This is a genomic window from Streptomyces sp. NPDC005808, assembly GCF_042871385.1.
Taxonomy (GTDB): domain Bacteria; phylum Actinomycetota; class Actinomycetes; order Streptomycetales; family Streptomycetaceae; genus Streptomyces.
In genome coordinates this window covers 398,029-423,033 of sequence record NZ_JBIAIK010000005.1, presented here as the reverse complement: position 1 = coordinate 423,033, position 25,005 = coordinate 398,029, and the positions used below count along the sequence as shown (strand labels likewise).

19 protein-coding genes, 1 other RNA gene and 2 pseudogenes are annotated in these 25,005 nt (G+C 67.7%); 15 read left to right on the top strand and 7 right to left on the bottom strand.

Translation table 11 applies throughout. From position 1 onward, the window contains the following. Window positions 1-478, top strand: a pseudogene (locus ACFYPC_RS14800) (hypothetical protein); the annotation flags it as partial. A 183-nt stretch (window positions 479-661) separates the two neighbouring features. Here the strand turns inward: ACFYPC_RS14800 and ACFYPC_RS14795 are convergent. After that, complete coding sequence (locus ACFYPC_RS14795) at window positions 662-853, bottom strand: hypothetical protein (protein ID WP_365430266.1); 192 nt, start codon at window positions 851-853, stop codon at window positions 662-664. Window positions 854-1,230: 377 nt separating this feature from the next. Between ACFYPC_RS14795 and ftsE the strand changes: the two genes are divergently transcribed. The 7 genes from ftsE (at window position 1,231) to ACFYPC_RS14760 (ending at window position 6,457) form a co-directional block, all read left to right on the top strand. Next, entirely contained in the window at window positions 1,231-1,920 is a 690-nt protein-coding gene (ftsE, locus tag ACFYPC_RS14790; protein ID WP_384375451.1) for a cell division ATP-binding protein FtsE, read from the top strand. Between the two features lie 46 nt (window positions 1,921-1,966). Then, window positions 1,967-2,884 carry a permease-like cell division protein FtsX gene (ftsX, locus tag ACFYPC_RS14785; RefSeq protein ID WP_388675126.1) on the top strand — a complete coding sequence of 306 codons (918 nt, stop codon included), beginning with the start codon at window positions 1,967-1,969 and terminating at the stop codon, window positions 2,882-2,884. A 68-nt stretch (window positions 2,885-2,952) separates the two neighbouring features. After that, a complete protein-coding gene (locus ACFYPC_RS14780) occupies window positions 2,953-4,137 on the top strand; it encodes a S41 family peptidase (protein WP_388675123.1) in 1,185 nt (394 codons plus the stop codon). A gap of 114 nt (window positions 4,138-4,251) precedes the next feature. Next, the gene (gene smpB / locus ACFYPC_RS14775; RefSeq protein WP_388675276.1) at window positions 4,252-4,800 is read left to right on the top strand and encodes an SsrA-binding protein SmpB; all 549 of its coding nucleotides are present in this window, start codon (window positions 4,252-4,254) and stop codon (window positions 4,798-4,800) included. 114 nt (window positions 4,801-4,914) lie between these two features. Beyond that, window positions 4,915-5,302: a transfer-messenger RNA gene (gene ssrA / locus ACFYPC_RS14770) on the top strand. A 101-nt stretch (window positions 5,303-5,403) separates the two neighbouring features. Further along, window positions 5,404-5,913: a hypothetical protein gene (locus ACFYPC_RS14765; protein ID WP_388675120.1), complete on the top strand. Its 510-nt coding sequence runs from the start codon at window positions 5,404-5,406 to the stop codon at window positions 5,911-5,913. A 124-nt stretch (window positions 5,914-6,037) separates the two neighbouring features. Continuing rightward, a complete protein-coding gene (locus tag ACFYPC_RS14760; protein WP_388675117.1) occupies window positions 6,038-6,457 on the top strand; it encodes a hypothetical protein in 420 nt (139 codons plus the stop codon). A 90-nt stretch (window positions 6,458-6,547) separates the two neighbouring features. Here ACFYPC_RS14760 and ACFYPC_RS14755 read toward each other — a convergent pair whose 3' ends face one another. Next, window positions 6,548-7,834 carry an MFS transporter gene (locus ACFYPC_RS14755; RefSeq protein WP_388675114.1) on the bottom strand — a complete coding sequence of 429 codons (1,287 nt, stop codon included), beginning with the start codon at window positions 7,832-7,834 and terminating at the stop codon, window positions 6,548-6,550. Between the two features lie 83 nt (window positions 7,835-7,917). Here ACFYPC_RS14755 and ACFYPC_RS14750 point away from each other — a divergent pair, with 83 nt between their 5' ends. From ACFYPC_RS14750 to ACFYPC_RS14725, 6 genes and pseudogenes are all read left to right on the top strand, one after another. Beyond that, entirely contained in the window at window positions 7,918-8,949 is a 1,032-nt protein-coding gene (locus ACFYPC_RS14750) for a LysR family transcriptional regulator (RefSeq protein ID WP_388675111.1), read from the top strand. 432 nt (window positions 8,950-9,381) lie between these two features. Beyond that, window positions 9,382-10,263 carry a hypothetical protein gene (locus ACFYPC_RS14745; RefSeq protein ID WP_388675108.1) on the top strand — a complete coding sequence of 294 codons (882 nt, stop codon included), beginning with the start codon at window positions 9,382-9,384 and terminating at the stop codon, window positions 10,261-10,263. After that, window positions 10,263-12,485: a glycosyltransferase gene (locus tag ACFYPC_RS14740; RefSeq protein WP_388675106.1), complete on the top strand. Its 2,223-nt coding sequence runs from the start codon at window positions 10,263-10,265 to the stop codon at window positions 12,483-12,485. The genes ACFYPC_RS14745 and ACFYPC_RS14740 overlap by 1 nt, the downstream gene beginning before the upstream one ends. A 50-nt stretch (window positions 12,486-12,535) precedes the next feature. Beyond that, entirely contained in the window at window positions 12,536-13,744 is a 1,209-nt protein-coding gene (locus tag ACFYPC_RS14735) for an acyltransferase (RefSeq protein ID WP_388675273.1), read from the top strand. 521 nt (window positions 13,745-14,265) lie between these two features. Further along, window positions 14,266-14,712, top strand: a complete 447-nt coding sequence (locus ACFYPC_RS14730) for a hypothetical protein (RefSeq protein WP_388675103.1) — start codon at window positions 14,266-14,268, stop codon at window positions 14,710-14,712. Beyond that, a pseudogene (locus tag ACFYPC_RS14725) lies at window positions 14,700-15,734 on the top strand (hypothetical protein). The gene ACFYPC_RS14730 and the pseudogene ACFYPC_RS14725 overlap by 13 nt, the downstream one beginning before the upstream one ends. 70 nt (window positions 15,735-15,804) lie before the next feature. On the opposite strand, the gene ACFYPC_RS14720 reads toward ACFYPC_RS14725, so the two are convergent. The 4 genes from ACFYPC_RS14720 to ACFYPC_RS14705 form a co-directional block, all read right to left on the bottom strand. Then, the gene (locus ACFYPC_RS14720) at window positions 15,805-16,770 is read right to left on the bottom strand and encodes an SUKH-3 domain-containing protein (protein WP_388675101.1); all 966 of its coding nucleotides are present in this window, start codon (window positions 16,768-16,770) and stop codon (window positions 15,805-15,807) included. 438 nt (window positions 16,771-17,208) lie between these two features. Further along, the gene (locus tag ACFYPC_RS14715; RefSeq protein ID WP_388675098.1) at window positions 17,209-17,586 is read right to left on the bottom strand and encodes a hypothetical protein; all 378 of its coding nucleotides are present in this window, start codon (window positions 17,584-17,586) and stop codon (window positions 17,209-17,211) included. Then, the gene (locus ACFYPC_RS14710; RefSeq protein ID WP_388675095.1) at window positions 17,579-18,340 is read right to left on the bottom strand and encodes a hypothetical protein; all 762 of its coding nucleotides are present in this window, start codon (window positions 18,338-18,340) and stop codon (window positions 17,579-17,581) included. Before ACFYPC_RS14710 ends, ACFYPC_RS14715 begins: the two co-directional genes overlap by 8 nt. Continuing rightward, window positions 18,341-22,963 carry a DUF6531 domain-containing protein gene (locus ACFYPC_RS14705; RefSeq protein WP_388675092.1) on the bottom strand — a complete coding sequence of 1,541 codons (4,623 nt, stop codon included), beginning with the start codon at window positions 22,961-22,963 and terminating at the stop codon, window positions 18,341-18,343. It abuts the gene before it with no gap. 357 nt (window positions 22,964-23,320) lie between these two features. Here ACFYPC_RS14705 and ACFYPC_RS14700 point away from each other — a divergent pair, with 357 nt between their 5' ends. After that, window positions 23,321-23,905, top strand: a complete 585-nt coding sequence (locus ACFYPC_RS14700) for a DinB family protein (RefSeq protein ID WP_388675089.1) — start codon at window positions 23,321-23,323, stop codon at window positions 23,903-23,905. Window positions 23,906-23,928: 23 nt separating this feature from the next. On the opposite strand, the gene ACFYPC_RS14695 is transcribed toward ACFYPC_RS14700, so the two are convergent. Then, window positions 23,929-24,957 (bottom strand): chitinase, encoded by a 1,029-nt coding sequence (locus ACFYPC_RS14695; RefSeq protein ID WP_388675087.1) that lies wholly within the window; start codon window positions 24,955-24,957, stop codon window positions 23,929-23,931. Window positions 24,958-25,005: the final 48 nt, after the last annotated feature.

The window sequence follows — 25,005 nt, the reverse complement described above, 5'->3', positions numbered from 1 at the left end:
CTCGACCGGCGGCACGACGGGTGGCACGACCGGCGGTGACACCACGGGCGGTACGTCGGGTGGTGACGACTCGACCGGCGGCACGACGGGTGGCACGACCGGCGGTGACACCACGGGCGGTACGTCGGGTGGTGACGACTCGACCGGCGGCACGACGGGTGGCACCACGGGCGGTGACACCACGGGCGGTACGTCCGGTGGTGACGACTCGACCGGCGGCACGTCCACCGGTGGTTCGTCGTCCGGTGGCACCGACACCGACGGTGGCAACAACCCGGTCGAGCAGGGCGAGGGTTCCTCGTCCCTGACCGACACCGGCTCCGACACCTCGGCCCAGGGCTCCGGCGGCGAGCTCGCCGAGACGGGTGCCGCGGAGACCACCTTCCTGGTGATCGGTGCGGCCACGATGATCGCCGGCGGTATCGGCTTCCGTCTGCTGCCCCGCCTCATGGGCGGCCGCGGCGGTGCCGTCGCCTGACGCACACGCGCGTAAGAGCGTAAGAAGGGCCCGGAGCGTCGTGCTCCGGGCCCTTCTTATGTCAGTCTCGCGTCGCGTCGGTCGGCTCTCGTGGGCTGCGGTGCTGCGGGGCGACTCCGGACTCCGGGGGCCCTTCTTTCGACAAGGGGTGCGATGGCCGCCGTAACGCCGGCTCAGCGGGCCTCACACCGTCTGGTGGGCCACCAGTGCCAGTGCCGCGACCAGCACGACCAGCAGTGAGATCAGTGCCATGGGGTTCAGGCCGGCGAACGGGCTCTCCTGCTGGAGTCGCTCCCGATTCGCACGGCAGACGCGGCAGCGACCCTCGCTCACAGGCCCCGCGCAGTTCGCGCACACCAGTCGGTCGTACGTCATGCGCTTGCCCTCCTTGCGCCGGCTCTCCGCTGACATAACGCTGCGGGGAACGCAACCGTTCCCCCTCCACTGTGCCAGGTTCCGTGGATTTCGGCGCGGTTCCCCTTATCCTGCCCCGACGCTCCGCCGGTTAGCCGCGAAAAGGAGGGCGCCCTCGTCGCGGTGGCCGGGCTTCGTTTCGCGGCTTCGGTGGCGTAGTGGTTGCTCGCGTTCGGTGGCGTAGTGGTTGCCCGCGCAGTTCCCCGCGCCTTTCGGGGCGCCTTCCTGAGCCGTACAAAAACGCACAAGCCGCACGCAACCACGACCGGCGACTGCGCTCGCCCATCCGGTTCGCGTATGGTCACGCACATCTACCCCCGGCGACCCGTGGTGCATCCGTGATCCGATTCGACAATGTCTCCAAGGTCTACCCCAAGCAGACCCGCCCCGCTCTCAGGGATGTCTCCCTGGAGGTCGAGCGCGGTGAGTTCGTGTTCCTCGTGGGGTCCTCCGGCTCCGGAAAGTCCACCTTCCTGCGGCTGATCCTCCGCGAGGAGCGGACCAGCCACGGCCAGGTGCACGTCCTGGGCAAAGACCTCGCACGTCTCTCCAACTGGAAGGTGCCGCAGATGCGCCGCCAACTGGGGACCGTGTTCCAGGACTTCCGGCTGCTGCCGAACAAGACGGTTGCCGAGAACGTCGCCTTCGCGCAGGAGGTCATCGGCAAGTCCCGCGGTGAGATCCGCAAGTCCGTGCCCCAGGTGCTCGACCTCGTCGGGCTCGGCGGCAAAGAGGAGCGGATGCCCGGTGAGCTGTCCGGTGGTGAACAGCAGCGTGTCGCGATCGCGAGGGCGTTCGTGAACCGCCCCAAGCTGCTCATCGCCGACGAGCCGACCGGAAACCTCGACCCGCAGACCTCCGTCGGCATCATGAAGCTGCTCGACCGCATCAACCGGACGGGCACCACCGTGCTGATGGCGACACACGACCAGAACATCGTGGACCAGATGCGCAAGCGCGTCATCGAGCTGGAGGGGGGCCGTCTCGTCCGCGACCAGGCGCGCGGCGTCTACGGCTACCAGCACTGACCGCGACAATCCCGCACCTGTCCATGGAAAGGCCTGAGTAGACGCCATGCGCGCCCAGTTCGTCTTGTCGGAGATCGGAGTCGGTCTCCGCCGAAACCTGACCATGACCTTCGCGGTCGTCGTGTCGGTCGCCCTCTCGCTCGCCCTGTTCGGCGGCTCGCTGCTGATGAGCGACCAGGTGAGCACCATGAAGGGCTACTGGTACGACAAGGTCAACGTCTCGATCTTCCTCTGCAACAAGAGCGACGCGGAGTCCGACCCCAACTGCGCCAAGGGCGCGGTCACGGCCGACCAGAAGAAGGAGATCCTCAGCGACCTGGACAAGTCCACGGTCGTCGACACGGTCACCTACGAGTCGGCGGACCAGGCCTACAAGCACTACAAGGAGCAGTTCGGCGACTCCCCGCTGGCCGCGTCCCTCACACCGGACCAGATGCAGGAGTCGTACCGGATCAAGCTGAAGGACCCGGAGAAGTACCAGGTCATCGCGACCGCCTTCGACGGGCGTGACGGCGTGCAGTCCGTGCAGGACCAGAAGGGCATCCTGGACAACCTCTTCGGACTGCTCAACGGCATGAACTGGGCCGCCCGCGCGGTCATGGCGATGATGCTCGTCGTCGCACTGATGCTGATCGTCAACACGGTGCGCGTCTCGGCGTTCAGCCGACGGCGCGAAACCGGGATCATGCGCCTGGTCGGCGCCTCGGGCTTCTACATCCAGGCGCCGTTCATCATGGAGGCGGCCGTCGCGGGACTCATCGGCGGCACGGTCGCGTGCGGCTTCCTGGTGATCGCGCGGTACTTCATCATCGACCACGGTCTGGCGCTGTCCGAGAAGCTGAATCTGATCAACTTCATCGGCTGGGACGCCGTTCTGACGAAGCTTCCGCTGATCCTCGCGACCAGCCTGCTGATGCCCGCGCTGGCCGCCTTCTTCGCGTTGCGCAAGTACCTGAAGGTGTGACGCATGACAAGGGGGCCGTACTGCCAACCGGCGGTGCGGCCCCTTCGCGTTGTCCTAGACTCACCGGCATGTCAGGCCGTGACCTGTTCTGTGAGCCCCGCCGCATCCGCCGCGGGGCCGCCCTGACATTGCTTTTCGCCAGCGTCTTCGTCGCCGGAGCGGCCACCGGATCCTTCCCCGACCCCGGCCGGAAATCCACTGCCGCACCCTCCTCGGCTTCTTCTGTGGACCGTTCGACGTCCACGAGCGACCAGGAGGACGTCACCGAGGCCGCCGAGGAGGCCATGGCCGCCGGGGAGTCCCCCATGGAGGCCGCCGAGCGTGCCGTCAGCCGCAGCGGCGACCGCTGGGGCGCGGTCTACTCCGAGGGCGAGTACGAGGAGTTCGAGGAAGCCCTCGACGGCCAGTACACCGGCGTCGGGCTGTGGGCCAGGCGTGAGAGTGACGGACGTATCGAAGTGACCCAGGTGCAGGCCGGCTCGCCCGCGGCCGCCGCCGGGATCCGCAAGGGCGACCTGCTGCGCAGCGTCGACGGCGAGAAGGTCGACGGCCGGCCGGTGACGGAGGTCGTCTCCCTGCTGCGCGGCGACGCGGAGGACGCCGCTGCCGGTACGGAGGTCTCGCTCGGTCTGCAGCGGGGCACGCGCGCGTGGAGCGAGACGCTGCGCCGGGCCCGCCTGTCCACGGACTCGGTGACGGTGCGCAAGCTCGCCGACGGCGTCACCGTGATCAAGGTCGACGCGTTCACCAAGGGCTCGGGCGATCTCGTACGGACCGCGGTCGACGCGGCACCCCAGGGCGCCGGAATCGCCCTGGACCTGCGGGGCAACTCCGGCGGCCTGGTCACAGAGGCTGTCACCGCCGCCTCCGCTTTCCTGGACGGCGGCCTGGTCGCCACGTACGACGTCGATGGCTCTCAGCGCGCCCTGCACGCCGATCCCGGCGGGGACACCAGCAGACCCCTGGTGGTGCTCGTCGACGGCGGCACGATGAGCGCGGCCGAACTGCTCACCGGCGCCCTCCAGGACCGCGGCCGCGCGGTCGTCGTGGGCTCCCGGACCTTCGGCAAGGGCTCGGTCCAGATGCCCAGCCGGCTGCCCGACGGCTCCGTCGCCGAGCTGACCGTGGGGCACTACCGCACCCCCTCCGGACGCGGCGTCGACGGACAGGGCATCACCCCCGACCTGGACGCGGACGCGCAGGCGCTGGAGCGGGCCGAGACGGTGCTCAGCGGGCTCGGGGACGCTTCGTAGCCGCCTTCCCGGTCCCTCGTAGCCGGCCTTCCCGGTCCCTCGTAGGCGGCCTCCCCGGTCCTGCGTAATCGGCTTTCCCTCCTGCCCCCCTGTAGTGCGAAAATGGCCAGCACTATGAGCAAGGGAATGTACGTACCGAAGGAGTCCCAGCCGAAGCAGGGCGGCCAGGCGGGATCCGGCAAGGCCAAGGACGGCAAGCGCAAGATCGTCGCGCAGAACAAGAAGGCACGGCACGACTACGCGATCATCGACACCTACGAGGCCGGGCTCGTCCTGACCGGCACCGAGGTGAAGTCGCTGAGGCAGGGCCGCGCCTCACTGGCCGACGGCTTCGTCCAGATCGACGGGAACGAGGCGTGGCTGCACAACGCGCACATCCCCGAGTACACCCAGGGCAGCTGGACCAACCACTCCGCGCGCCGCAAGCGCAAGCTGCTCCTGCACCGCGAGGAGATCGACAAACTGGCGTCGAAGTCGGAGGAGACGGGTCACACGATCGTGCCCCTCGTCCTGTACTTCAAGGACGGCAGGGCGAAGGCCGAGATCGCGCTCGCCAGGGGAAAGAAGGAGTACGACAAGCGGCAGACCCTGCGCGAGAAGCAGGACCGGCGGGAGTCGGACCGCGCGATCGCGGCGGCCAAGCGCCGGCAGCGGGGCGAGTAGGGCCCAGTAGGGCCCAGTAGGGGGCGAGAGGGAATAGGTTGGCGCCGTCGTGCGTTGGTCACGTACGATGGGTCCTGCACCTCACAGCGGGTGCGCGCTTTGAAAAAACAACATGGGGATGATCGGTTTCGACAGCGGCTGTCGAAGCAGGGGAAGCGAGCCGAGGAAGCGGCAATGATCTCGTTAACCATATGTCGCAACCAATAATCGCCAATTCCAAGAGCGATTCCCAGTCCTTCGCCCTCGCTGCCTAATAACAGCGACTGAAGGACCCTAAAAGGGTGTCAGCCCGGGGGTGTTCCCGACCCGGATCCTGGCATAATCTAGGGAACTAAACCGCCGAGCCCGGTCACGGGGTTCGGTGGGAAATCAAACAGTGACTGGGCCTGTCGGAGACTTGTTCGCGAGAACTCCGGGGCCGAGAAAAGCGTAGCGAACTGCGCTCGGAGAAGCCCTGATTCTGCACCGTTGGACGCGGGTTCGATTCCCGCCATCTCCACTCATCCCATGTTTGAACACCATGACAAAAGCCTCGTCGCTTTCGAGCGGCGGGGCTTTTGTCATGCGACTTTGTCATGCGGCTTGTTATGCGACGACTTTTTCATGCGGCGAGAGGGAATCACCCGGCTCATGTTCTTCCTCTATCTCCTGCCCCGGCTGCCCCGCGAGATATCCCTCGCTGTCTTCGGGCTGGTCGTCGGCCTGTTCTTGGCCGTCCACGGCGGCATGCAGGCGTACGCCGAATCGACCGGCGTCCCTGGAACCGTCCATGTCACCGACTGCACATACACCGACGGCGCCTGGTACGAGCTGTGGACGGAAGGCTGGGCGTGCGAAGGGCCGTTCGACGCCGACGACCGCACCGTCCACATCGACAGCGTGGCGGTCGACGGCATCCTGGAGTCCCACCCCGACACCTCGCTCGCCGCCCTCGTCGACGGTCCCGGCGCCAACACCGCGGCCCAGGACAGCGCCGGCGCCTGGAAATTGCCTGCCATCACGGCCGCTGTAATCCTCGCCTTCACCGCTTGGCGGATCCCCACGCTCATCTTGCTGTTCCGGCAGCGCAGGGTTGTACGGGCGGCGGCCGTCGCCGCTGCCGTACCGGCCTGATGGGCGATGGCTCCGGGCGGAGTGCGTTGGACTACTTTCGAGATTGGTGATCCACATGAATGGTCCTGCGCGCCCCTTTCCCTCAAGCAACCCAGGTGGACCTGCGCCGACCTTCAAACTGGGGATGCTGCCGGTCGGCGCCCTCAGTCTGGGGAGCCTGCTGGCCGGCACCGCGCTGACGAACGTCCTCCTGGCGGTCACCGCCGGTGAGTACATGACGTCGGAGGAGCTGCGGTCGTGCCTTTCGGCGGCCGTGATCGCGAGCATCGTCTTTCCATTCCTGCCTCCTCACTACGGAGTCGAGCTCACCCCCAACTCGCTCGTCGTCCTCGGGAACAGGCGTCGTGAGATCGCGTGGCGGGACATCATCGGACTGGAGATTCGGAAGACCGCGGGGATTCGGACGGTCATCGTGGCGGTGTCCGACGGAAGGCGGATAGTGCTGCGCGCGCCGATGTCCCTCCTGGACCGCCGCTTCGACCACAAGATCCAGGTCCTCACGGACTGGTGGGTCGCGGGGCGGGGTGGCTCCGGCGGCCTGTAGCCGTCGTCGTTCCCTGGTGTGGACGACGTCGCAGCCGACTCGCGCACCTGCTCGGAGGCCACCTTGGTGAAAGGGCGTCGGCGAGTTCGGCTAACCCCTGGATGCCGCGACCGGAAGGGCGATCAGCAACGCCAGCGTCGCCGCCGCAACCGGAACCCCGTACCCCGCCGTCTCCGACACCCGCTCCACAACCCACCCCCCGACCGCCGCACCGCATGCGATCCCGCCGAGCAGGCCGGTCACCGCGAGGGTCATCCCTTCGTTCAACCGGCCCTCGGGCGTGCGGCGTTGGATGAGGGCCATGCCGGTGACCATGGTCGGGGCGGTCGCCATGCCGGCGAGGAGGAGGGCGGGGGCGAGGGCGAGGAGGGAGCCGGCCAGGGTGGCGGCGAGCAGGGGGAGGGTCAGCAGCGCTGCCATGACGGCGACGCACATCACGTAGCGCCGTTCGGCGTGACCGGTCGGCCTCCGGGCCCCGTACAGCAGACCCGCCCCGCACGAACCCGCGGCCTGGAGAGCGAGAACCGCCCCCGCCGCCGACTGGTGGCCCCGCGCGTCCGCGAACGCGATCGTGACGACCTCCATCGAGCCGAAGACCGCGCCGGTGGCGAGGAATCCGAGAAGGAGTGGGGGCATTCCGGCGGCGCGGACAGGGGACTTGGCGGTCGTACGTCGCTGGGGCGGCGGTTCCGTCGAGCGCTGGGCGGCGAAGACCAGTACGCCGGTCATCATCAGGACGCCGCCGACCAGCGTGCCCGCCTCCGGGAACAAAGCCCCGCAGAGGAAGGCCGCGAGGACCGGTCCCAGCATGAAACACAGCTCGTCCGCGGCCTGTTCGAAGGAGTTCGCGGTGTGCAGGGCCCTGTCGTCGCCCTTGTGGAGGTGGGCCCAGCGGGCGCGTGACATGCCGCCCGTGTTGGGGATCGTGGCCGTGGCGGTGTACGCGGCGAAGAGGGTCCAGTCGGGCGCTCCGTAGTGCACGCACAACGTCAGCGCGATGATGCCAAGGAGGGCGAAGGCCGTCGCGGGCACGGCGACGCGCGCCTGACCGTGGCGGTCGATGAGACGCGCGGTCCAGGGAGCGACCGCCGCCGTCGCCGCCAGACCCGTCGCCGTCACGGCACCGGCGAGCGCGTACGATCCCCGCGACCCCGCGATCATGATGACCGCGCTCACGCTGAACATGCCCATGGGGAGACGGGCCAGGAGATTTCCGAGCGTGAAAGCGCGGGTGCCGGGAGTGCTGAAGAGGCGGCGGTACGGGCCCGGTTGGCATCCCTGCCCGAAGCACGGGCGGAAGTCGGCGGCGACGAGGGTGTCGCCGGTGACGGTGAGGAGCGGCAAGTGGGCCTGCTCGGAGGGCTGTTGTGGCGGCATGGATCAACCGTCGTGCCGGGTGGCGCTCGGGGTCCAACACCTACTCCGTGGTGATTGACGCACCTGGGTTGTAAGTTCGCGTGATGCCCGCTCAGCACCCGTTCCTCGATCCCCGTCTCCTCCGCGGCTATCTCGCCGTCGCCGAAGAGCTGCACTTCACGCGTGCCGCCTCCCGTCTCTACGTCGCCCAGCAGGCCCTGAGCCGGGACATCCGGCGCCTGGAAAGGGAGTTGGGCGCCGATCTCTTCGTACGCACGACCCGGCAGGTGGCGCTGACGGCGGACGGTGAGCGGCTGCTGCCGTACGCGCGACGCGTGTTGGAGGCGCAGGAGGAACTGCTGTCCGCGTTCACGCGCGGGCAGCGCCCGCTGCTCGTCGACGTCAACTCCCCGGGTCTGGTCTCCGGCCGGATCCTCGACCGGGCCCGCGAACTCGCCCCCGACAGCGAGCTGATGGCCCGCTTCGAGAGCGGTCTCACCGGAGCGGCGGGGGAGATGCTCGCGGGCCGCCTGGACGCGTCCTTCGGGCGGTTCGCGGGGCTCGACCCGGCGCTGCGGGCCGGGCTGGAGCAGCAGCCCGTACGGTACGAGCCGATGGCCGTCGTGCTGCCCGAGGACCACCACCTCGCCGCCCTGGACGAGGTGCCGCTGGCCGCGCTCGCGGGCGAGACCGTTTACGCCGGTGTGGGAAATCCGCGGACGCTGGAGTGGACCGACCTGGCCCGCCGTCTGTTCGAGGGACGCGGCATCGCACTCGCGCCGCCTGCGCCGGTGGCCATCGGGGCGGAGGAGTTCCGGCGGGTCATGGCGAGGACGCGGACTCCGGTCCTCGCGGTGGTGGATTTTCCGGCCATGGCTGAAAGTGTCCTGAGGCCTCTCGTGGACCCCGTCCCGCTGTCACCGGTGTCCCTGGTGTGGCGCAAGGGGCTGGTGCATCCAGGGGTCGACGCACTCCGCCGTGCGGCCGTCGAACTCTCGGGCGAGGGAGGATGGCTGCGGATTCCGGAGGACGCATGGATTCCGGCCACGGATGCACTCATCATGATGAGTCGTAGTGGACACATGGGCACAGGTGTCACTGGTGTGCGCTACATTCTGGGTCCGGGCGCAGTGTGATAAAAGGGGCGCTTGGATCGGGTGGGGACCCGTTCCAACGGCGAATGAGCAGGCCCGGAGTCGTGTGCGCACCCGCAACTGTCCCGTGGGGGGATGCGCGTGTACGTAGAAAACTGGCGGGAAAACGCCCAACTGTTCGGACGAAATGCCGATCAGTCGAGTGGGCCTGAAGCCGATCCGTCACATCTTGAGGCGCAGGCGCAGGCGCAGCCGGCGTCGCAGTTGCATGGCGCCGATGAGTCCTCTCGACCGGAGTCCGGCGGGCAGGTGGTCTGGCCGGAGGCCGGCGGCAGAACCTCGTCCTGGCCGCTCATCCAACGACGAGGGTCGAGTGGCGCGGAGCGCCGGCCGGGACCGGCGTCTGAGTCGGAACCGGCGTTGGAGTCGGGACTGGCGTTGGAGTCGGGACCGGCGTCGGTACCGGAGTCGGGATTGGCGTCGGAGTCGGTGCCGGTGCCGGTGCCGGTGCCGGTGCCGGTGCCGGTGCCTCGGCCGGGCGCTGAGCGCGGCCCCGCCTCGGAGCACCCGCGTCCCTCTTGGGAGCAGCTCGACGAACCGGGCCACACCCACGATCCCCACGAGGTGACGATTCAGCTCGACGGCGCCGGACGCCAGTTGGAGGACTGGCTGGTCCAGCAGACCAAAGACGCCCCGGCGGCCCTGGAAGGCTCGGACGGTCCGGTCTTCGTCGACGAGTCGGGCCGGCGCAGTCGCAGATACCGCCGCCTCGGCATGATCGTGGGACTGGCCTGCGCCGTCTACGCCGTCGTCATCCTCGTCACCCTCCTGTCGGGCAACTCCAACGCGCCCTGGATCCCGATGCCGGGCCAGGAGGAGGACCAGCCGGCAGGCCAGGTCGACACGTCACCGCTGCCCGCCGAGACGGTCGGCCCGACCGGCACGGCCGGCACCGCCGGCGTCTCACCGGGCGCGACCGCAACGGCCAGTGACGGTACGACGCCGGAGCCGGGCTCCAGCCCGACGCCGAACGCTTCGGCAAGCGCCGTCAACCCGGGCACGTCCACGGATCCGAAGCCCTCGCTGTCCGCCTCGGACGCGCCGGACCCGGTCACCAGCACCACGCCGGACCCTGACCCCGATCCGACCGACACGGCGACCGCTTCCCCTGACCCCAGTCCCACGGACACCGCCACGACGCCCGCGCCGTCGGACAGCCCGGTCGTCGGCGGCGAGCCGGGAGCCGTCGCCGACGGCTCCGCCGAGCCGGACCCCGTAGCGACCCTTGAGCCCGAGCCGGGCACCACCAGCTCCTCGTCCGCACCGTCCTCCTCGTCCCCGGAGAACATCCTCTGATGGCATCCCGCACCAGCCGTCACGCCTCCGCGCCCCGCGCGAGGCGACCCGAACCCAGTGCCGGACGCCGACGCCTGCCCATGCGCTATCTGCTGCCCTCGCTCATCCTCGTCGCCCTGCTGGCGATGCTGATGCTGCGCGGATACACGCACAGCGAGATCCTCGCCGACCACCGCGTCCGGCCCCCGGTGTCCTACGACCAGGTGCCCGACAAGATCCTCAAGGGCGGCCCGGTCATCGACACCCGAAGCGGCCGTACGGACACTTTGAGAATCCCGGACCACCGCCTCGTCCTCACCTTCGACGACGGCCCGGACCCGAAGTGGACGCCGAAAGTCCTCGACGTCCTGAAGAAGCACCACGCGCACGCCGTCTTCTTCGTCACAGGCACCATGGCCTCGCGCTACCCCGCGCTGGTGCAGCGCATGGTGGACGAGGGCCATGAAGTCGGCCTGCACACCTTCAACCACCCCGACCTCTCCTACCAGTCCACGAAGCGCATCGACTGGGAGCTCTCCCAGAACCAGCTGGCGCTGGCGGGCGCGGCGGGCATCCGTACGTCTCTCTTCCGGCCCCCGTACTCGTCCTTCTCCGACGCCATGGACAACAAGTCCTGGCCGGTGACGAAGTACATAGGCAGCCGTGGCTACATCACCGTCCTCAACAACACCGACAGCGAGGACTGGAAGAAGCCCGGCGTCCGCAAGATCATCGAAAACGCCACGCCCAAGCGCGGCAGGGGCGCGATCGTCCTGATGCACGACTCCGGCGGCGACCGCCACCAGACCGTCCAGGCGCTCGACAGGTTCCTGCCCCGACTCCAGGGCCGGGGCTACGAGTTCGAGAACCTCACCGAGGCGCTCGACGCCCCCAGCGCGAGCACCGGGGTCACCGGCCTCGACCTGTGGAAGGGCAAGGCCTGGGTCAACCTGGTCCAGGCCTCCGAGAAGACCACCGACGCCCTCGTCGTCGGCATCGCCGTCATCGGCGTCCTGGTCTTCACCCGCTTCGGCCTGATGCTCCTGCTCTCCGTCCTGCACGCCCGCCGGGTGCGGCGCACTGGCTTCCGCTGGGGTCCGGTACCGATCACCGAACCGGTGTCGGTGCTGGTGCCGGCGTACAACGAGGCCAAGTGCATCGAGAACACCGTGCATTCGCTGATGGCGAGCGAGCACCCCATCGAGATCATCGTCATCGACGACGGCTCCAGTGACGGTACGGCCCGCATCGTCGAGGACATGCGCCTGCCGAACGTACGCGTCGTACGGCAGCTCAACGCCGGCAAGCCCGCCGCCCTCAACCGCGGCATAGCGAACGCCCGTTACGACCTCATCGTGATGATGGACGGCGACACGGTCTTCGAACCGGCGACGGTACGCGAGTTGGTCCAGCCCTTCGCCGACCCGACCGTCGGCGCCGTCGCCGGCAACGCGAAGGTCGGCAACCGCGACTCCCTCATCGGCGCCTGGCAGCACATCGAGTATGTGATGGGCTTCAACCTGGACCGCCGTATGTACGACATGCTGCGCTGCATGCCGACGATCCCCGGCGCCGTCGGGGCCTTCCGCCGCTCCGCCCTGGAACGCGTCGGCGGCATGAGCGACGACACGCTCGCCGAGGACACCGACATCACCATGGCGATGCACCGCGACGGCTGGCGGGTCGTCTACGCGGAGAACGCACGCGCGTGGACGGAGGCACCGGAGTCCGTCCAACAGCTCTGGTCCCAGCGCTACCGCTGGTCGTACGGCACGATGCAGGCGATCTGGAAGCACCGCAGGGCCGTCATCGAGCGAGGCCCGTCGGGCCGCTTCGGCCGAGTGGGTCTCCCTCTGGTCTCCCTCTTCATGGTCCTGGCCCCGCTCCTCGCCCCGCTGATCGACGTGTTCCTCCTCTACGGGCTGGTCTTCGGCCCGACGCAGAAGACGATCGTGGCCTGGCTGGGCGTCCTGGCGATCCAGGCGGTGTGTGCGGCGTACGCCTTCCGCCTCGACCGGGAACGCATGACGCACCTGGTCACCCTTCCGCTCCAGCAGATCCTCTACAGGCAGTTGATGTACGTGGTTCTCCTCCAGTCCTGGATCACCGCGCTCACCGGAGGCCGGCTGCGCTGGCAGAAGCTGCGGCGCACGGGTGTCGTGGAGGCGCCGGGATCGGTCCCACGACAGCCGGGCCGTGACTCGCGTGACCGGACCTCGAACGATCGGAGGCCGGTCGGATGACGGCGCAGGATTACCCGGCGGGTGCGACGCCGGCGTTGGGGGTGACGAGGATGGTCGTGCCCGAACCGGCGGCCCCGGCTCCCCGTGGGGATGCGGCTCCGTCAGTGAAGAGGCCAGGCCGGGACCGCTACTTGGACCTGCTGCGCTCGGTCGCCTTGGTCCGCGTGATCGCGTACCACCTCTTCGGCTGGGCGTGGCTGACGGTCCTCTTCCCCTCCATGGGCGTGATGTTCGCGCTCGCGGGCTCGCTGATGGCGCGCTCGCTGAGCCGCCCGGCGTGGGGTGTGATCCGCGGCCGTATCCGCCGACTGCTGCCGCCGCTCTGGGTGTTCAGCGCGGTGGTACTGGTCCTTCTCCTCGCCGGCGGCTGGAACCTGTCGAAGGACCCCGATCACGGCGGCACCTGGGGCCTGGTCGAGATGATCAACTACGTCATCCCGATCGGCGCCCCGCCGTTCCCCTGGAGCATCGGCTCCAAGTCCGGCCTGCTGGAGGACACTTGGGCGGTGCAGGCGGCGGGCCCGCTGTGGTACCTCCGTGCGTACCTGTGGTTCGTGATCGCCTCCCCGCTGCTGCTGTGGGCGTTCCGTCGCGCACCCTGGCCCACGCTCCTCGCCCCCCTGGCCCTCACCGCGGTGGTCGGCACCGGCGTGGTGTCGATCCCCGGCGAAACGGGCAATGCCGTCTCGGACTTCGCGGTCTTCGGCGGCTGCTGGGTCCTGGGCTTCGCCCACCAGGAGGGCGTCCTGGCGAAGGTTCCCCGCTACCTCGCGATCTCCTGCTCGGCCCTGCTCATGGCCTTCGGCCTGTGGTGGGCGTCGGGCCATCTGGGCCCTGACGGCTGGGACTTGAACGACATCCCGCTGGCCCAGGCGACCTGGTCCTTCGGCTTCGTCGTCATCCTGCTCCAGTACGCCCCGTCGTGGCAGGAGTTGCCGGGCCGTCTGGCCAAGTGGGACAAGCTGGTGACTCTGTCCAACAACCGCGCGGTGACGATCTACCTCTGGCACAACATGCTCATCATGGCCACTGTCCCGATCATCGACCTCGCGTACAACCTGCCCTTCATGCAGGGCGAGGGGGCGACGGGCCTGCTGGACTCCACCTACATGCTGTGGATGTTCGTCCTGGTCTGGCCCCTGATAGGCCTCGCGATCATCTCCGTGGGCTGGGTGGAGGACCTCGCGGCGCAGCGGAGTCCCCGGTTGTGGCCGAACGGGGCGGCGCGGGGGGTTTCGCGGCCTCGGCGGAGGCCTTGATGTGAGGGGCGGGTGGAGTGGGGGTCCTGCTCCCGGCCCCTGCCCTTCACCCCTCCTGCTTCGCCGAGGCGAGCCAAGGAGTGACACCGGCAGCTGATGCAGTGCCCCGGAGTTTGCGGTGGCCAACGAGGTCACGCTTCCCGCCCGCCACAGTCACTCAATCGAAGGTTCCGGACCTCTGTTTGGCACCGCTCTGTGCCGCTAAGCCCCGAGGGGCGTTCCCTCTTGGGTGCAATTCACTCTGGTGTCGTCAGGCGCCCCCGATACCGTATCGCTGCCCTCCCGAATCCCACGCTGCACAGGAGTCTGCCGTGAACCGCCGTCCCCGCCTGCTCACTACAGTTGCCGTCGGCGCGACGGCGACTCTCTTGCTCACCGGTTGTGGGGGTGGCGACGGAGACTCCAAGGCCAACGACAAGATCGCGGGAGCCGACACCGGGGAAACGGAGTCGGCTTCGCCGAGTACGTCTGCCACAGCCTCTGGAGGTCGGCCTACCATCAAGTTGCCCTCGGACCTGACCATGACCTTCGAAGGCGACAAGACGGGCGACGAGGTCAAGGACGCCGTTCTCGCGGACAGCGCCGAGCGTATGCGCTCGGTCAACGCTGCAATCGCAGGCACGGACCCCAAAGATGAGGGGCTCAGTTTCTACAACAGCGGACTGGCGCTGGAAGCCGCCGTGACGTGGGTTGGCAAGTTCAGGGACGCCGACCTCGGCATCACAGGCAAGATCCAGTACTACGACCGGACCGTGACTCTCGACGGGAGCAAGACCGCGTCGGTCCTGTTCTGCGCTGATGAGAGCAAGGGTTACGCCAAGGACCTCACGACGGACAAGGCCAAGGTCACGACCCCCTCCGATGAGGACTTCATTCTCTACAACACACGGCTGGAGAAGAACGGCGCCGGCGTGTGGCAGACCACGCGCATCGTTTCGACCGCAGGAGCGAAGCAATGCCTGAAGTGACGCGCAAGGCAGTCGGCGGCCTAGCCCTCACACTGATGCTGATGGCTCTGGGAACAACGAGCGCATGGGCAAAGGTCACGCCTGACGGCAGCCGCGAGACCGACACGGAGGTTTCGGCCGACGTTGATGGCAACACCGTCTCGTCCTCCGCCGGGGTCGTTATCTACGGACGCTCGAAGAACGGCTCGGGCGAGTCCGTTGGGCCCGTGGCGTCCACCACCACGTGGACGCCGCCCGCGTGCTATTACGCCCCCAAGTACTCTCCCGCTCAGCTGCAGAAGTATTTGGAGCCGATCTGGGAGGCCGGATCGACCGGCTATGAGTGGGACGCCTCGCAGCGTAGACGCTACGTCGGGGGTGGCCCGTACAAGGACTTCAACAAGGAGAAGGCCGGCAAGGGTTACTGGTGGTCCTCGTACGTCACCGAGGGTCGCGAGGGTGATCCGGGCGCACTCGACTGTGACAAGCCCTTCTTCTGGGTGGATATCGGTGATCCGCCACCGGCGGACATCCCGGAGGCGATTACGCCCGAGGTTCTGGCGCAGTTGGCGTAGGCCGAGATTCGTGTGCCCAGCACGAAGGTGACTCTGGCGCCTGAGGGCACGACGAAGGTGAACCTGCCGACGTGGGCGTGGCTGGATGCGGCGGAGTTCAAGCCGGTGTCGGTCACGGCGTCGGTTCCGCTGCTCGGCGTTGAGGCGACGACGGTTGCGGAGCCGGTCTCGCTGAAGATCGAGCCGGGGACGGCCGATGCTACGACGTACCCCGCGTCCGGAGTGTGTGAGATCAACAGCGGCCGGATCGGCGAGGCGTACGCCGCGGGCAAGTCCGACCAGACCCCGCCATGTGGAGTGAAGTACCTACGATCCTCGGGTGACGACTCGTACAAGCTCCGGGCGACCATCACCTGGAAGATCCACTGGACTGGCACCGGCGTAAACGATCCACAGGACCTGCCGGATGGCGAGTTCGGGGCGGAGCAGGAAGTTGTCGTGCAGGAGATCCAGGCCGTCAACCGCTGACCGGTAGCTGAGTCGAGAGGACTGCCCGGCACTGTTGCCGTTGAATGATGCTCGCAAGTCGGAAACTTGGTTACCGGATTCTCCTGGTGAGTTTCACCAACGCCTCATCAGGTGTTGCCGCCAGTGGCATCACGGAGTCCATGCCGACGTAGACTGCGCCGTTTTCCGCGATGCCAAGGTGTTGATTACAGCGATCGATCATTCCGATGGGATAGAGGTAAGTACCTGCCTGGTCGCTGAGATCCTCCAGAACCTCGTCCTCCCACAACGCGAGGAGCGGATCGAGCCGGAACTCACCCCACGGCATCGATTCCCACGGTTCCCGATACGGGATTCCCACGCACCCGAACTCGGCCAGGAACCGTTGTGCCGCGTCGTGCATCTCGAACTCTCCGTGTCGGCGCAGGATTCCCTCCCACGTCTCGGTGGGCACGGAACGACCGGGGTACCACCCGGCCGTACGCAACACACGGTCCGTATCCGCGGGCCAGCGTCGATCGGCATCGCCGCCTGCCACCGCGGTAATGCGATTCCAGAACGAACGAACACCAGCTGGAATATCCGGTTTACTCGGTTTCCAGATTTCCGCTTCGACGCGTTGCGAAGCCACGAGTCGGTCCAATGCCTGATCGGCAGTCTCAGCCAACAGTTCCGCGCGCTCACGGGCGACATAGACGGCCCCGCTTGCGGCCATGCCCAGATAGCTGTTTCCGTTGTCGGCCTGACCGACGGGACAGAGCGGCGTTCCGGCTTCCTCGCTCAGCCTGGCAAAGGCTTCCTCGTCCCATTCTGCCTTGAGGGGATCAAGCCGGATCGCAGACTGGGTCAGAGTCGAATCTGCGGGCAACCCATAGGTCATCAGCCCTCCGAACTCGGCCAGGAAGCGCCGTGCGGATTCATGGATCCCAAACCCGCCCCGTTCACGCAGAATGAACTCCCAGGTGCCGGTAGGCATAGAACGGCCGAGATACCACCCAGCCTTCCGCAGTACACGGTCCGTCTCTGCGGACCAACGCTGTGGCTGCCCTCCACTCATCTACAACACCGCCCGAATATTCAACTGATCGAGAACATCTTGGCAGGACGCACAAGGTGGCTTTGGCGTTCCGTGTGCCGGGTTGCCTTCCGCGCGCACGTTCACAGCCGCCATCACCCCGCCGCGGGGATTCGCCCCGGCCTTCACGGCGTCTGAGAGCGAGGGGGGCGTATCAGGTCCAGCAGTTGGACAAGGGTGGTTGCCAGGCCGACTGCTGCTTCGTCGCTGTCGCGCAGGTGCAGGGTGCCGGCCGCGACCCGCTCCGGTGGACGACGTCATCGGGCGCGGGCTGCTCCTCGTACAGGCGTGGGCGGATCGCGGGGGTGGGGACGCACTTGGGCGGAGTGCCGGGAAGCTGCTGTGGTCCGAAGTCTGTAAGTCCGGGGCTGGGGCCGCGTGACTGCGGTTCTCGGCGAACTGCCGTAAGAGGTAAGGGGTTCAGTCGCCCCAGGGAGCCTCCCTTGCGACGTCCCATCGTTGCCACGGCAGGGTTCCGCGCCAACCCGGCCGTCGTGCGGCCCAGTCGAGGAGGACGGGGATCACGATTTCGTCGCCGCCGGACTCGGCCTGCAGGGGTACGTCGGCTCGGTAGTGCTCGGTGGGGCCGCGGTCCCGGTATTCGAGGACCATGGTGAGGTCGTCGTTGAGGGCGATCTGGAGGTAGTACTGGGAGTCGTTCGGGACGTCGAGTCGCTGTAGTGCGAGGAATGGGCAGCTCAAGTTGAGGCTGGCGAACAGGCGTTGGATCTGGGTGTCGGACGGGTCGTCCCAGCTCTGCCCGGCCGCATCGGTCATTCGTAGCCGGGGCTCAGCCACGCAGCGCTGCTTCCGCCACGGCGAGTACCTCGCCGAGGTCCACGCGGCGCGGTTCGTTCTGTCCGGGGTCCCCGGAGAGCAGCCAGTCGCCGCCGTCCCACTCCACCCGGAACTTCTGTCCGCGGAAATTCCGGAATTCGACGAAGCTGCCGGGGGCGCCGTCGAGGAGATTCAGCTCACGGTCGAGAGTCACCCACTTGGCGAATATCCCGTCAGGGTTGTCCGTGCCGCTCTTGGTGACCGTGTTGTCGAACCACAACTTGATATAGGGAACGGCGCCCCGATTGAGGTTGGCGGGGGTCAGGTACCTGAGGAAACTCTCCCGGGCATCGTCCACCGAATAGAGGTCCGGGCTCGCGAATTCACACGTGTATCCGGGGAAGACCGCCCAGGTGACCTGCTGCAGTTCCGGTTCCTTCACTCCGTGGAAGTTGTGCACACCCGGCCGGGCGGCGGCGAGTACGTCGAACGCGCGGCCCTCGTGGTGGAATCCCGGAACCGCCCGCAGTGGTACGTCGCCCGCGAGTAGCTCGGCGCTCTTCTCACGAGCGGTCAGGAGCACCGCGCGGACCAGCTCTTCGTCGTACGAATCGCGGGTGTTCACCTGGAAGAGGTGCCGGCTGTCCGCGCTGAGCGCCGCGGAGAAGTCGAGCCCGGGGGCTGGCGACCAGTGCCAGGCGTCCGGGACACCGGGAAAGCCCTCGGCGCCCGGGAAAGCAGATACCACGGCGGCCGGATCCATGTGAACCTCCACTTACGCACCTCTGCATGAATAGTTCGGACCGGTATCCTGGCGATATCGCGGCGCTCGCTGGCCATCACGGCCATTGTCGGCTCGCGTCATCGGCTCCATATCGGTTGTGTCATTGTACCAAGTCTCGCGTGTCGCATAATCGCTGTTATAGCCGGTCTGATTCCAGTGTTCGACTACGCGTGGATTGTGGTCGTAGGTGAGGACATCGGACGGAATGATTTCTCCTGCATTGTTGCGCCAGGTGAGCTCGTTCCTGGGAATGCGCTGGTCGTTTTCGTTGAGCGGCCAGCCGCCCGCCGCGCGGCCCTCGTCGGTGAACCGGGTGACCATGTCCTCGTGCGTCTCGGGCCAATAGCTGTGCGGGTATTGCGAGGAGCGGTTGTGCGTGGTCGCCGGACGGTCCGGGTCGACTTCGAACAGGCCGGTGGCGGGGTTGCGGGGTTGGGCGAGGCCGAGCGGGTCGTGCGACGCGAACGGGTGTGCCACATATCTGTAGTGGTTCGGCTGAGGGCCGAGGCCCAACGGGTCCGGGGTGACATAGCGCGCGTTCGCCGGATCGTAGTAGCGGGCGAAGTTGTAGTTCCAACCGGTCTCGGCGTCCGCGTACTGCCCCGGGAACCGCAACGGGCAGTCGACGGTCGCCTCGGGCGTGACGACCGACGCGCTCGGTACGTCCCTGCCCCACAGGTCGGTACGCTGATGCCAGGCCAACCGCCCCTCGTCGTCGACGAGTTCGGTCGGTGTCCCGATGGTGTCCGTGACCACGGAGTGGAACCGGACGCCGTCCCCACGCTGGTCGAGCTGGGTCAGCGGCCGGTACGTACCGGCGAAGTAGTCCCAAGTCGTCGTGTGCCCGTCATGCGTGGTCTGCTCGGCGACCCGGTTGCCGTCCCAGGTGAACCGGAGCTCCTCGGCCACCGAACCGTCGTCCGCGAGGAGGGACTTGGCACAGCGCCGCCCTGTGGGGTCGTACTGATAGCGCCATGCGGAGCCGTCCGGGGTGAGCGTCGAAGTGAGGCGGTCCTGGGCGTCCCACGTGTAAGTGGTCACCCGCTTCTGCCCGTTGAGAAGCCGCTTCACGGTGCGGACGGGTCGCCCCTGTCCGTCGTACTCGTAGCGTGTACGGCCGAAGCGCAGCAGCCGGTTGCCCGTGTACTCCCTTTCCACGGGGCGGTTGTCGTCGATGGGCGCCGTCGACTCGCGAATGTTGCCCGATGTGTCGTACGCGTAGCGCTCGGTCCAGTCCGCGGCACGGACGCCCGTCACCCGGCCCACCGGGTCGATGTCGAACGCCCGCCGGCCGGTGGTCAGTTCACTGATGGCGGAGAGCAGGCCGTCGGGACGGTAGCCGTACGTGCGGTCCTGCACGGGCGCTTCGGCCGGGCCGTCGGTGTGGATGGTCTGGCCGGTGAGCCGGCCCATCTCGTCCCACGACTGGGTGAGGGTCGCGGCGGGGCCGAGCCCGCGGCGGAGCTCCCGGCCGAGCGTGTCGAAGGCGAAGGCCACGCGATTTCCCGCCGCCTCCAGCTCCGCAGGGCGGCCCACGGCGTCGTAGCTCCAGGTGGAGACGATCCCGCCTGGTGTACGTCGCCGGGTGCGGCGGCCGAGTCCGTCATACGCGAAGGTGGTCTCCGCCCCGTCGATCGCCTCGCTCACCAGCCGGCCTGAGCGGTCGTACGACCGCTCCAGGACCGTGGAGTTGTTGGCCGCGCGCATCAGTCGGCCCGCCACGTCGTAAGCGAACACGGAGTGCGCGGTGGCGGGATCCAGCCGGCCCGGTTCCCCCTGGACGGTGCGCTGTTCGACCACCCTGCCCATAACGTCCAAGGTGAGGTCGAGGCGGTCGCCCGCACCGTTGACCCGCGACACGAGCTGCCCCGCCGCGTCATAGGTGTAGTTGAGCGTACGGCCTTCGAAGTCGCTTTCAGAGACGAGACGGTTGACCTCGTCGTAGGTGTAATTCCAGTTCAGGCCCTGCGGGTTGGTCACCTTGGTCAGGTTCACCTCTGTGTCGTAGGCGAACGTGAACTCGGCGCCGTTGCGGTCGATCCGCGCGGCGGGCTGGTGGAAGTGCCCGGTCTGTACGGTTGACCGCTGCCCCATCCGGTCGGTGTGCGCGGTGAGATTGCCCTCCCCGTCCCACTCCCAGCTCTCCCGACGACCGTCGACGGTGACACGCCAGGCGGGCGCGCCTTCGACCGTCCACCCCATTCGTTCGACCTGGCCCTCGGCGTTCACGAGCCGGACGATGCGTCCGAAGGCGTCGCGCTCGACGTGGGTCGTGCTGCCGAGGGCATTGGTCTCCGCCACCGAGAGGCCCGCCGGATCGCAGCGCATCCCGGTGACGTTCCCCAGCGGATCGACGACGGATGTCGGGCGGCCTTCGTCGTCGTAGGTGTACTGCCGTGTGTGCCCCGCCGGATCGGTGATGGAGACCCGGTTGCCCCGGGCGTCGTAACTCTGTCGCCATACGGCGCCGTCCACGGTGACCACCTGAACCGGCAGGTCCAGCTCGTTGTACTCCATCCTGATGCGGTGGCCGTCGGGCCGCGTGATGCTGCGGAGGTTGCCTCGGTCGTCGTGTTCGAACGTAGTGACGCGGGACAGCGGGTCCGTCCGGGACACCATCCGGTTGCGCCGGTCCCACTCCGTCCGCACGGTCTGCCCGGTCGCGTCGGTGACCTCGGTCCGTTGGAGCAGGTCGTTGTAGCGGTGGATGGTCGTGTGGCCCAGGGAGTTCGTGTAATGGGTCTCACGGTCCTCGGTGTCGTACACCAGCGTGCAACTCAGTACGGCGTCGGCGCCTTCACCCCGTATGCAACGGTCCTGATCGTCGTACGTGAAGCGGTACCAGGAGCCGTTCCTGTCGGTGCGTGAGGTGATGCGCGCCCGCTCGTCGTAGACGAGCCGGAAGGGCAGACCGCTGGAGTTGTAGATCTCGGCGAGGTTTCCCTCGGCGCTGTACTCGTACCGGAGCAGTGTGGTCCCCTCGTCACCTGCCGCCGGGTCGCGCAGGCGTAGACGCGTGACCCGGTCGTCCTCGGTGTCGACATGGACGTGGTAGCCGCCGCTGTGCCGCACCGCGGTGGGCGCGCCACGCCGGTCCCGGTCGATGTCGATGCGGTGACCGTTGCGGTCCGAGCGGGCCATGAGTGGGAGGGTGAGCGCACCGTACTGGGTGGTGCCCCCTTCAGCGGAGGGCGCGAAGTACCGGATGTGGCCGGTGGACGGGTCGGTGACGCGGATAGGTGTGCCGGGCGCGCCGTCCCACTCCAGGGGCCAGCGCGGTCCTTCCGTCGGCAGCACCGGTACGCCGGGGACAGGCACCGGATAGACCAGGAGCATCCCGCCCTCGGTGGCGAACACGGCTCCCTCGCTGTCGAGTTCGAGCCGCTCATCCAGGGTGGAGGCCCAGGACGGGCCGAACCAGTGGCCCGACTCGTAGGTCGACAGATGGGTGCGGCGCATGATCAGCGGCAGGAGACCCGGCAGTTGGACGTCGGTCTGCTCCATGAGCATCTCGCCGGAGACCATGTCGATCGGGTCGCCACCCACGCACCGGCCTTCGGGGGGCCGGCCGTTCTCCACCGCGTCGTCGGCACCCCTGCGGAGCCCGTTCCGCAGGCCCTTCCGCATGACCTTCAGGCCACCCTTGCCGAGGGCTTTCATGCCCTTGGCGAGTTTACCGAGGCTGGTGATGCCTTTGCCGCCGGGTATGCAGTCCAGTGCGGCGAAGGCGACGTCCCATAGGGAGGCTTGGCCTTTGGCGTATTTGTTGAGGGTGTCGGCCAAGACTATGAGGGCAGCCACGAGGACGATCGCGGCGAGGATCGGCCCTCCGATGATCATCGCGATGATGCCGACGACCGCGACGACGACTTTGCAGACCATGACGATGGTGTCCCAGTTGTCGGAAAACCAGTCCCCGACCTCCTCCCACCACTTCCGGTTGCGGATCCCTGCATCCGACGCCTCATCGATCTTGTTCTTGGCCTCCCGGGCAGCCTCCTCGCGCATGGTGCGGGCGTCCTCGGCCATCTTCTTCGCCACATCCAGCGCGTTCTGCGCGGAGCTGACGTCCGACTGGGCCGACGACTGCGCCGACTTCGCGTGCTGCGCGTCCCGGGTCGCCGCCCGGACCTTCGCCTCGTCCGGCTTCTCGGTGCTCTTGCTGCCGGTCGGATCGTCCTGGTACTTGTCGGCTTCCTTGCCGGCCCGCGTCACCCACGAATCAGCCGACGACAGACGGGACTTGGCCGAGCTCAGGTCGGCCTGCGCCGCACGGCCATCAGCCAACGCCCGGTCCGCGAGGGCCTGCGCACGCTCCAGCTTCGGCCAGTACGCCGCCAGAGCACCGCCCGCCATGTCGTACGACGTCTTCAGCTTCCTCAGTTGCTTCGGCACACCCGAGAACTGATCCTGAAACGCCTTCGCGGACTTCCCGGCCCACTGCAGGACCGCTTCCTCGTCCGCCATCCCCTTGATCAGACGCAGCGCATCCCCGACATCGTCGGCGAAGTCCTGCAGGTTCTTCGACAGTTGGCGCACCCGGTCCGGATCGCCCGGGGTGGGGTCCGTGTCCAGGTCCAGGACATGCCAGTCCCTCGGCCGATTCCCCGCCACGCCGCAACCCCCGTCACGTCCGCCTCACCAATAACCGTACGCCGGTGCGAAGTTACTCGGTGGTTGTCGGGGAGGGAACCTCCGAGGGTGCAGGGGTCGGGTGGACCGTGTGTGGGACGGGCGGCGGCCGTTGGGCCGTGGGGAGTGGTTGCGATTCTCTGCGGCGACCAGCGAGGTGACACTTCCTGACTTCTGGCGTCACCCATTCGAAGCGGCTGAGCCGTCGGCGGGGCATGTTCTGCATAGCCACGCCTGACTTGTGAACCGCGGCCATGGCCAGGCCCCGGCTCTGCCAGCCGTTGCGGACTACGTACGGGATCTTGAGGCCACGAGCAGCCCATGGCAGGCTCATGCCGCATGATCGATGAATTCGCGAAAGACAACCTGCACGGGAGACTGCGGCGGGACCGACAGGCGCTGCTCTGGAAACTTGACGGCTTGTCCGAATACGACGCCCGCCGACCTTTGACAGCGACCGGGACCAACCTCCTCGGCCTGGTCAAACACGTGGCCAACGTCGAGGCCAGGTACTTCGGCGAGGTCTTCGACCGGCCTTCCCCGGAACCGCTGCCCCGGTGGCAGGACCACAACGGCAACGACCTGTGGGCGACCGAGGACGAGACCCGCGATCAGATCATCGCGTTCTACCGGCGCACGTGGGAACACTCGGACGCGACGATCAACGAGCTTCCCCTCGACGCCCCCGGCCACGTGCCGTGGTGGCCGGAGGCTTATCCCAACACGAACCTGTTCGCCGTCATGGTCCATGTCCTCGGCGAGTCCATCCGGCATACCGGGCACGCCGATATCCTGCGCGAGGGCCTCGACGGCCGGACCGGGATGCGCGCCGAATACGAGAAGCAGATCGACGAGGAAGCCCGTGCAGCCTACTGCGTGAAGATCGAGCAGGCTGCCAGGTCGGCCGCAGCAATCAAGGCTTAGCCAGTCAAGGCTTAACCAGCGGGCTAGCGGTGGGTGAACGAGCGCATGGTGCGCGTGTAGTCCCATTCGGACTGCTCCACACCGGAGCAGGTGCCGTCGTGCACACCGGGGCAGTCACCGTTGTCCCGGCCGAGGGCCCAGAAGGAGAGGGAAGCGATGCCCTTCTCCCCCGCCCACTTCGTGACGGCCTCGGCGTCGGCGAGCGTGAAGATCTCCGGCGGGCCGGTCTCGCCGCAGCACCCGTAGTCGTCCAGACCGATCATCTCGGTAACGCCGACCATTCCCCACAGCTGCTTCGAGTTCCGGTCGGGGTAGATCTCCTTCAGGGTGGCGACGAGACTGTCCGCCGCGGTGAAGGTGTCGGCAGCCATGTCGTGCTGCTTACCGTCCCAATAGTCGAAGGTCATGATATTGACGAGGTCGATATCCGCTCCGTTGGCCACGGCGTTGGTCAGCGGCACTTTGCCGTTCGGCTCCAGGCCCGTCGGCGACGACGGAAGGGTGTAGCCGAACTGGACCTCGCGATGGGTCCGCTTCGCCCACTCGTCGACCAGGGCGATCGCCTTGTTACGCCGGTCGACCCCCGCGGTGTTGTTCAGCGACGTCCCCTCGACGTCGAGGTCGAGCCTCGTGACGCCGTAGGTGGTGATGACCTTCTCGTAGGCGGCCGCGATACGGCTGACATCGGTACAGCTGTCCGCGATGTCAGTGCCCAGCCCACTGGCGGCGCCGCCCCCGAAGGAGACAGCGACATCGCCGCCCCGGCTCCTGAGCTTCGCGATCTCCTTGCCGTAGACAGAGGCGGAGATCGGGGTCTCGGGCAGGCCGTTCCACAGCGGATCGCAGGAACCGGGCTTCTCGGTCTGCACGAACGCCATGGTCAGGTAGCTGGCCCCCGACTCCTCGGCCAGCGCCGCGGGGTCACCGGGCCGATAGCTCTGGAAGTACGGAGCGAACACGTGCGCCGGCATGGTGCGGGGCGAGCCGAACGAGGCGGCCGAGGCCTGCTCGGCGGACGAAGCTCCTGTCATGCCGGCGGTCAGAGCCGCCACGGCTGCCACCACTGCGGATGATCTACGGAGAATCGGGCGGAATACGGA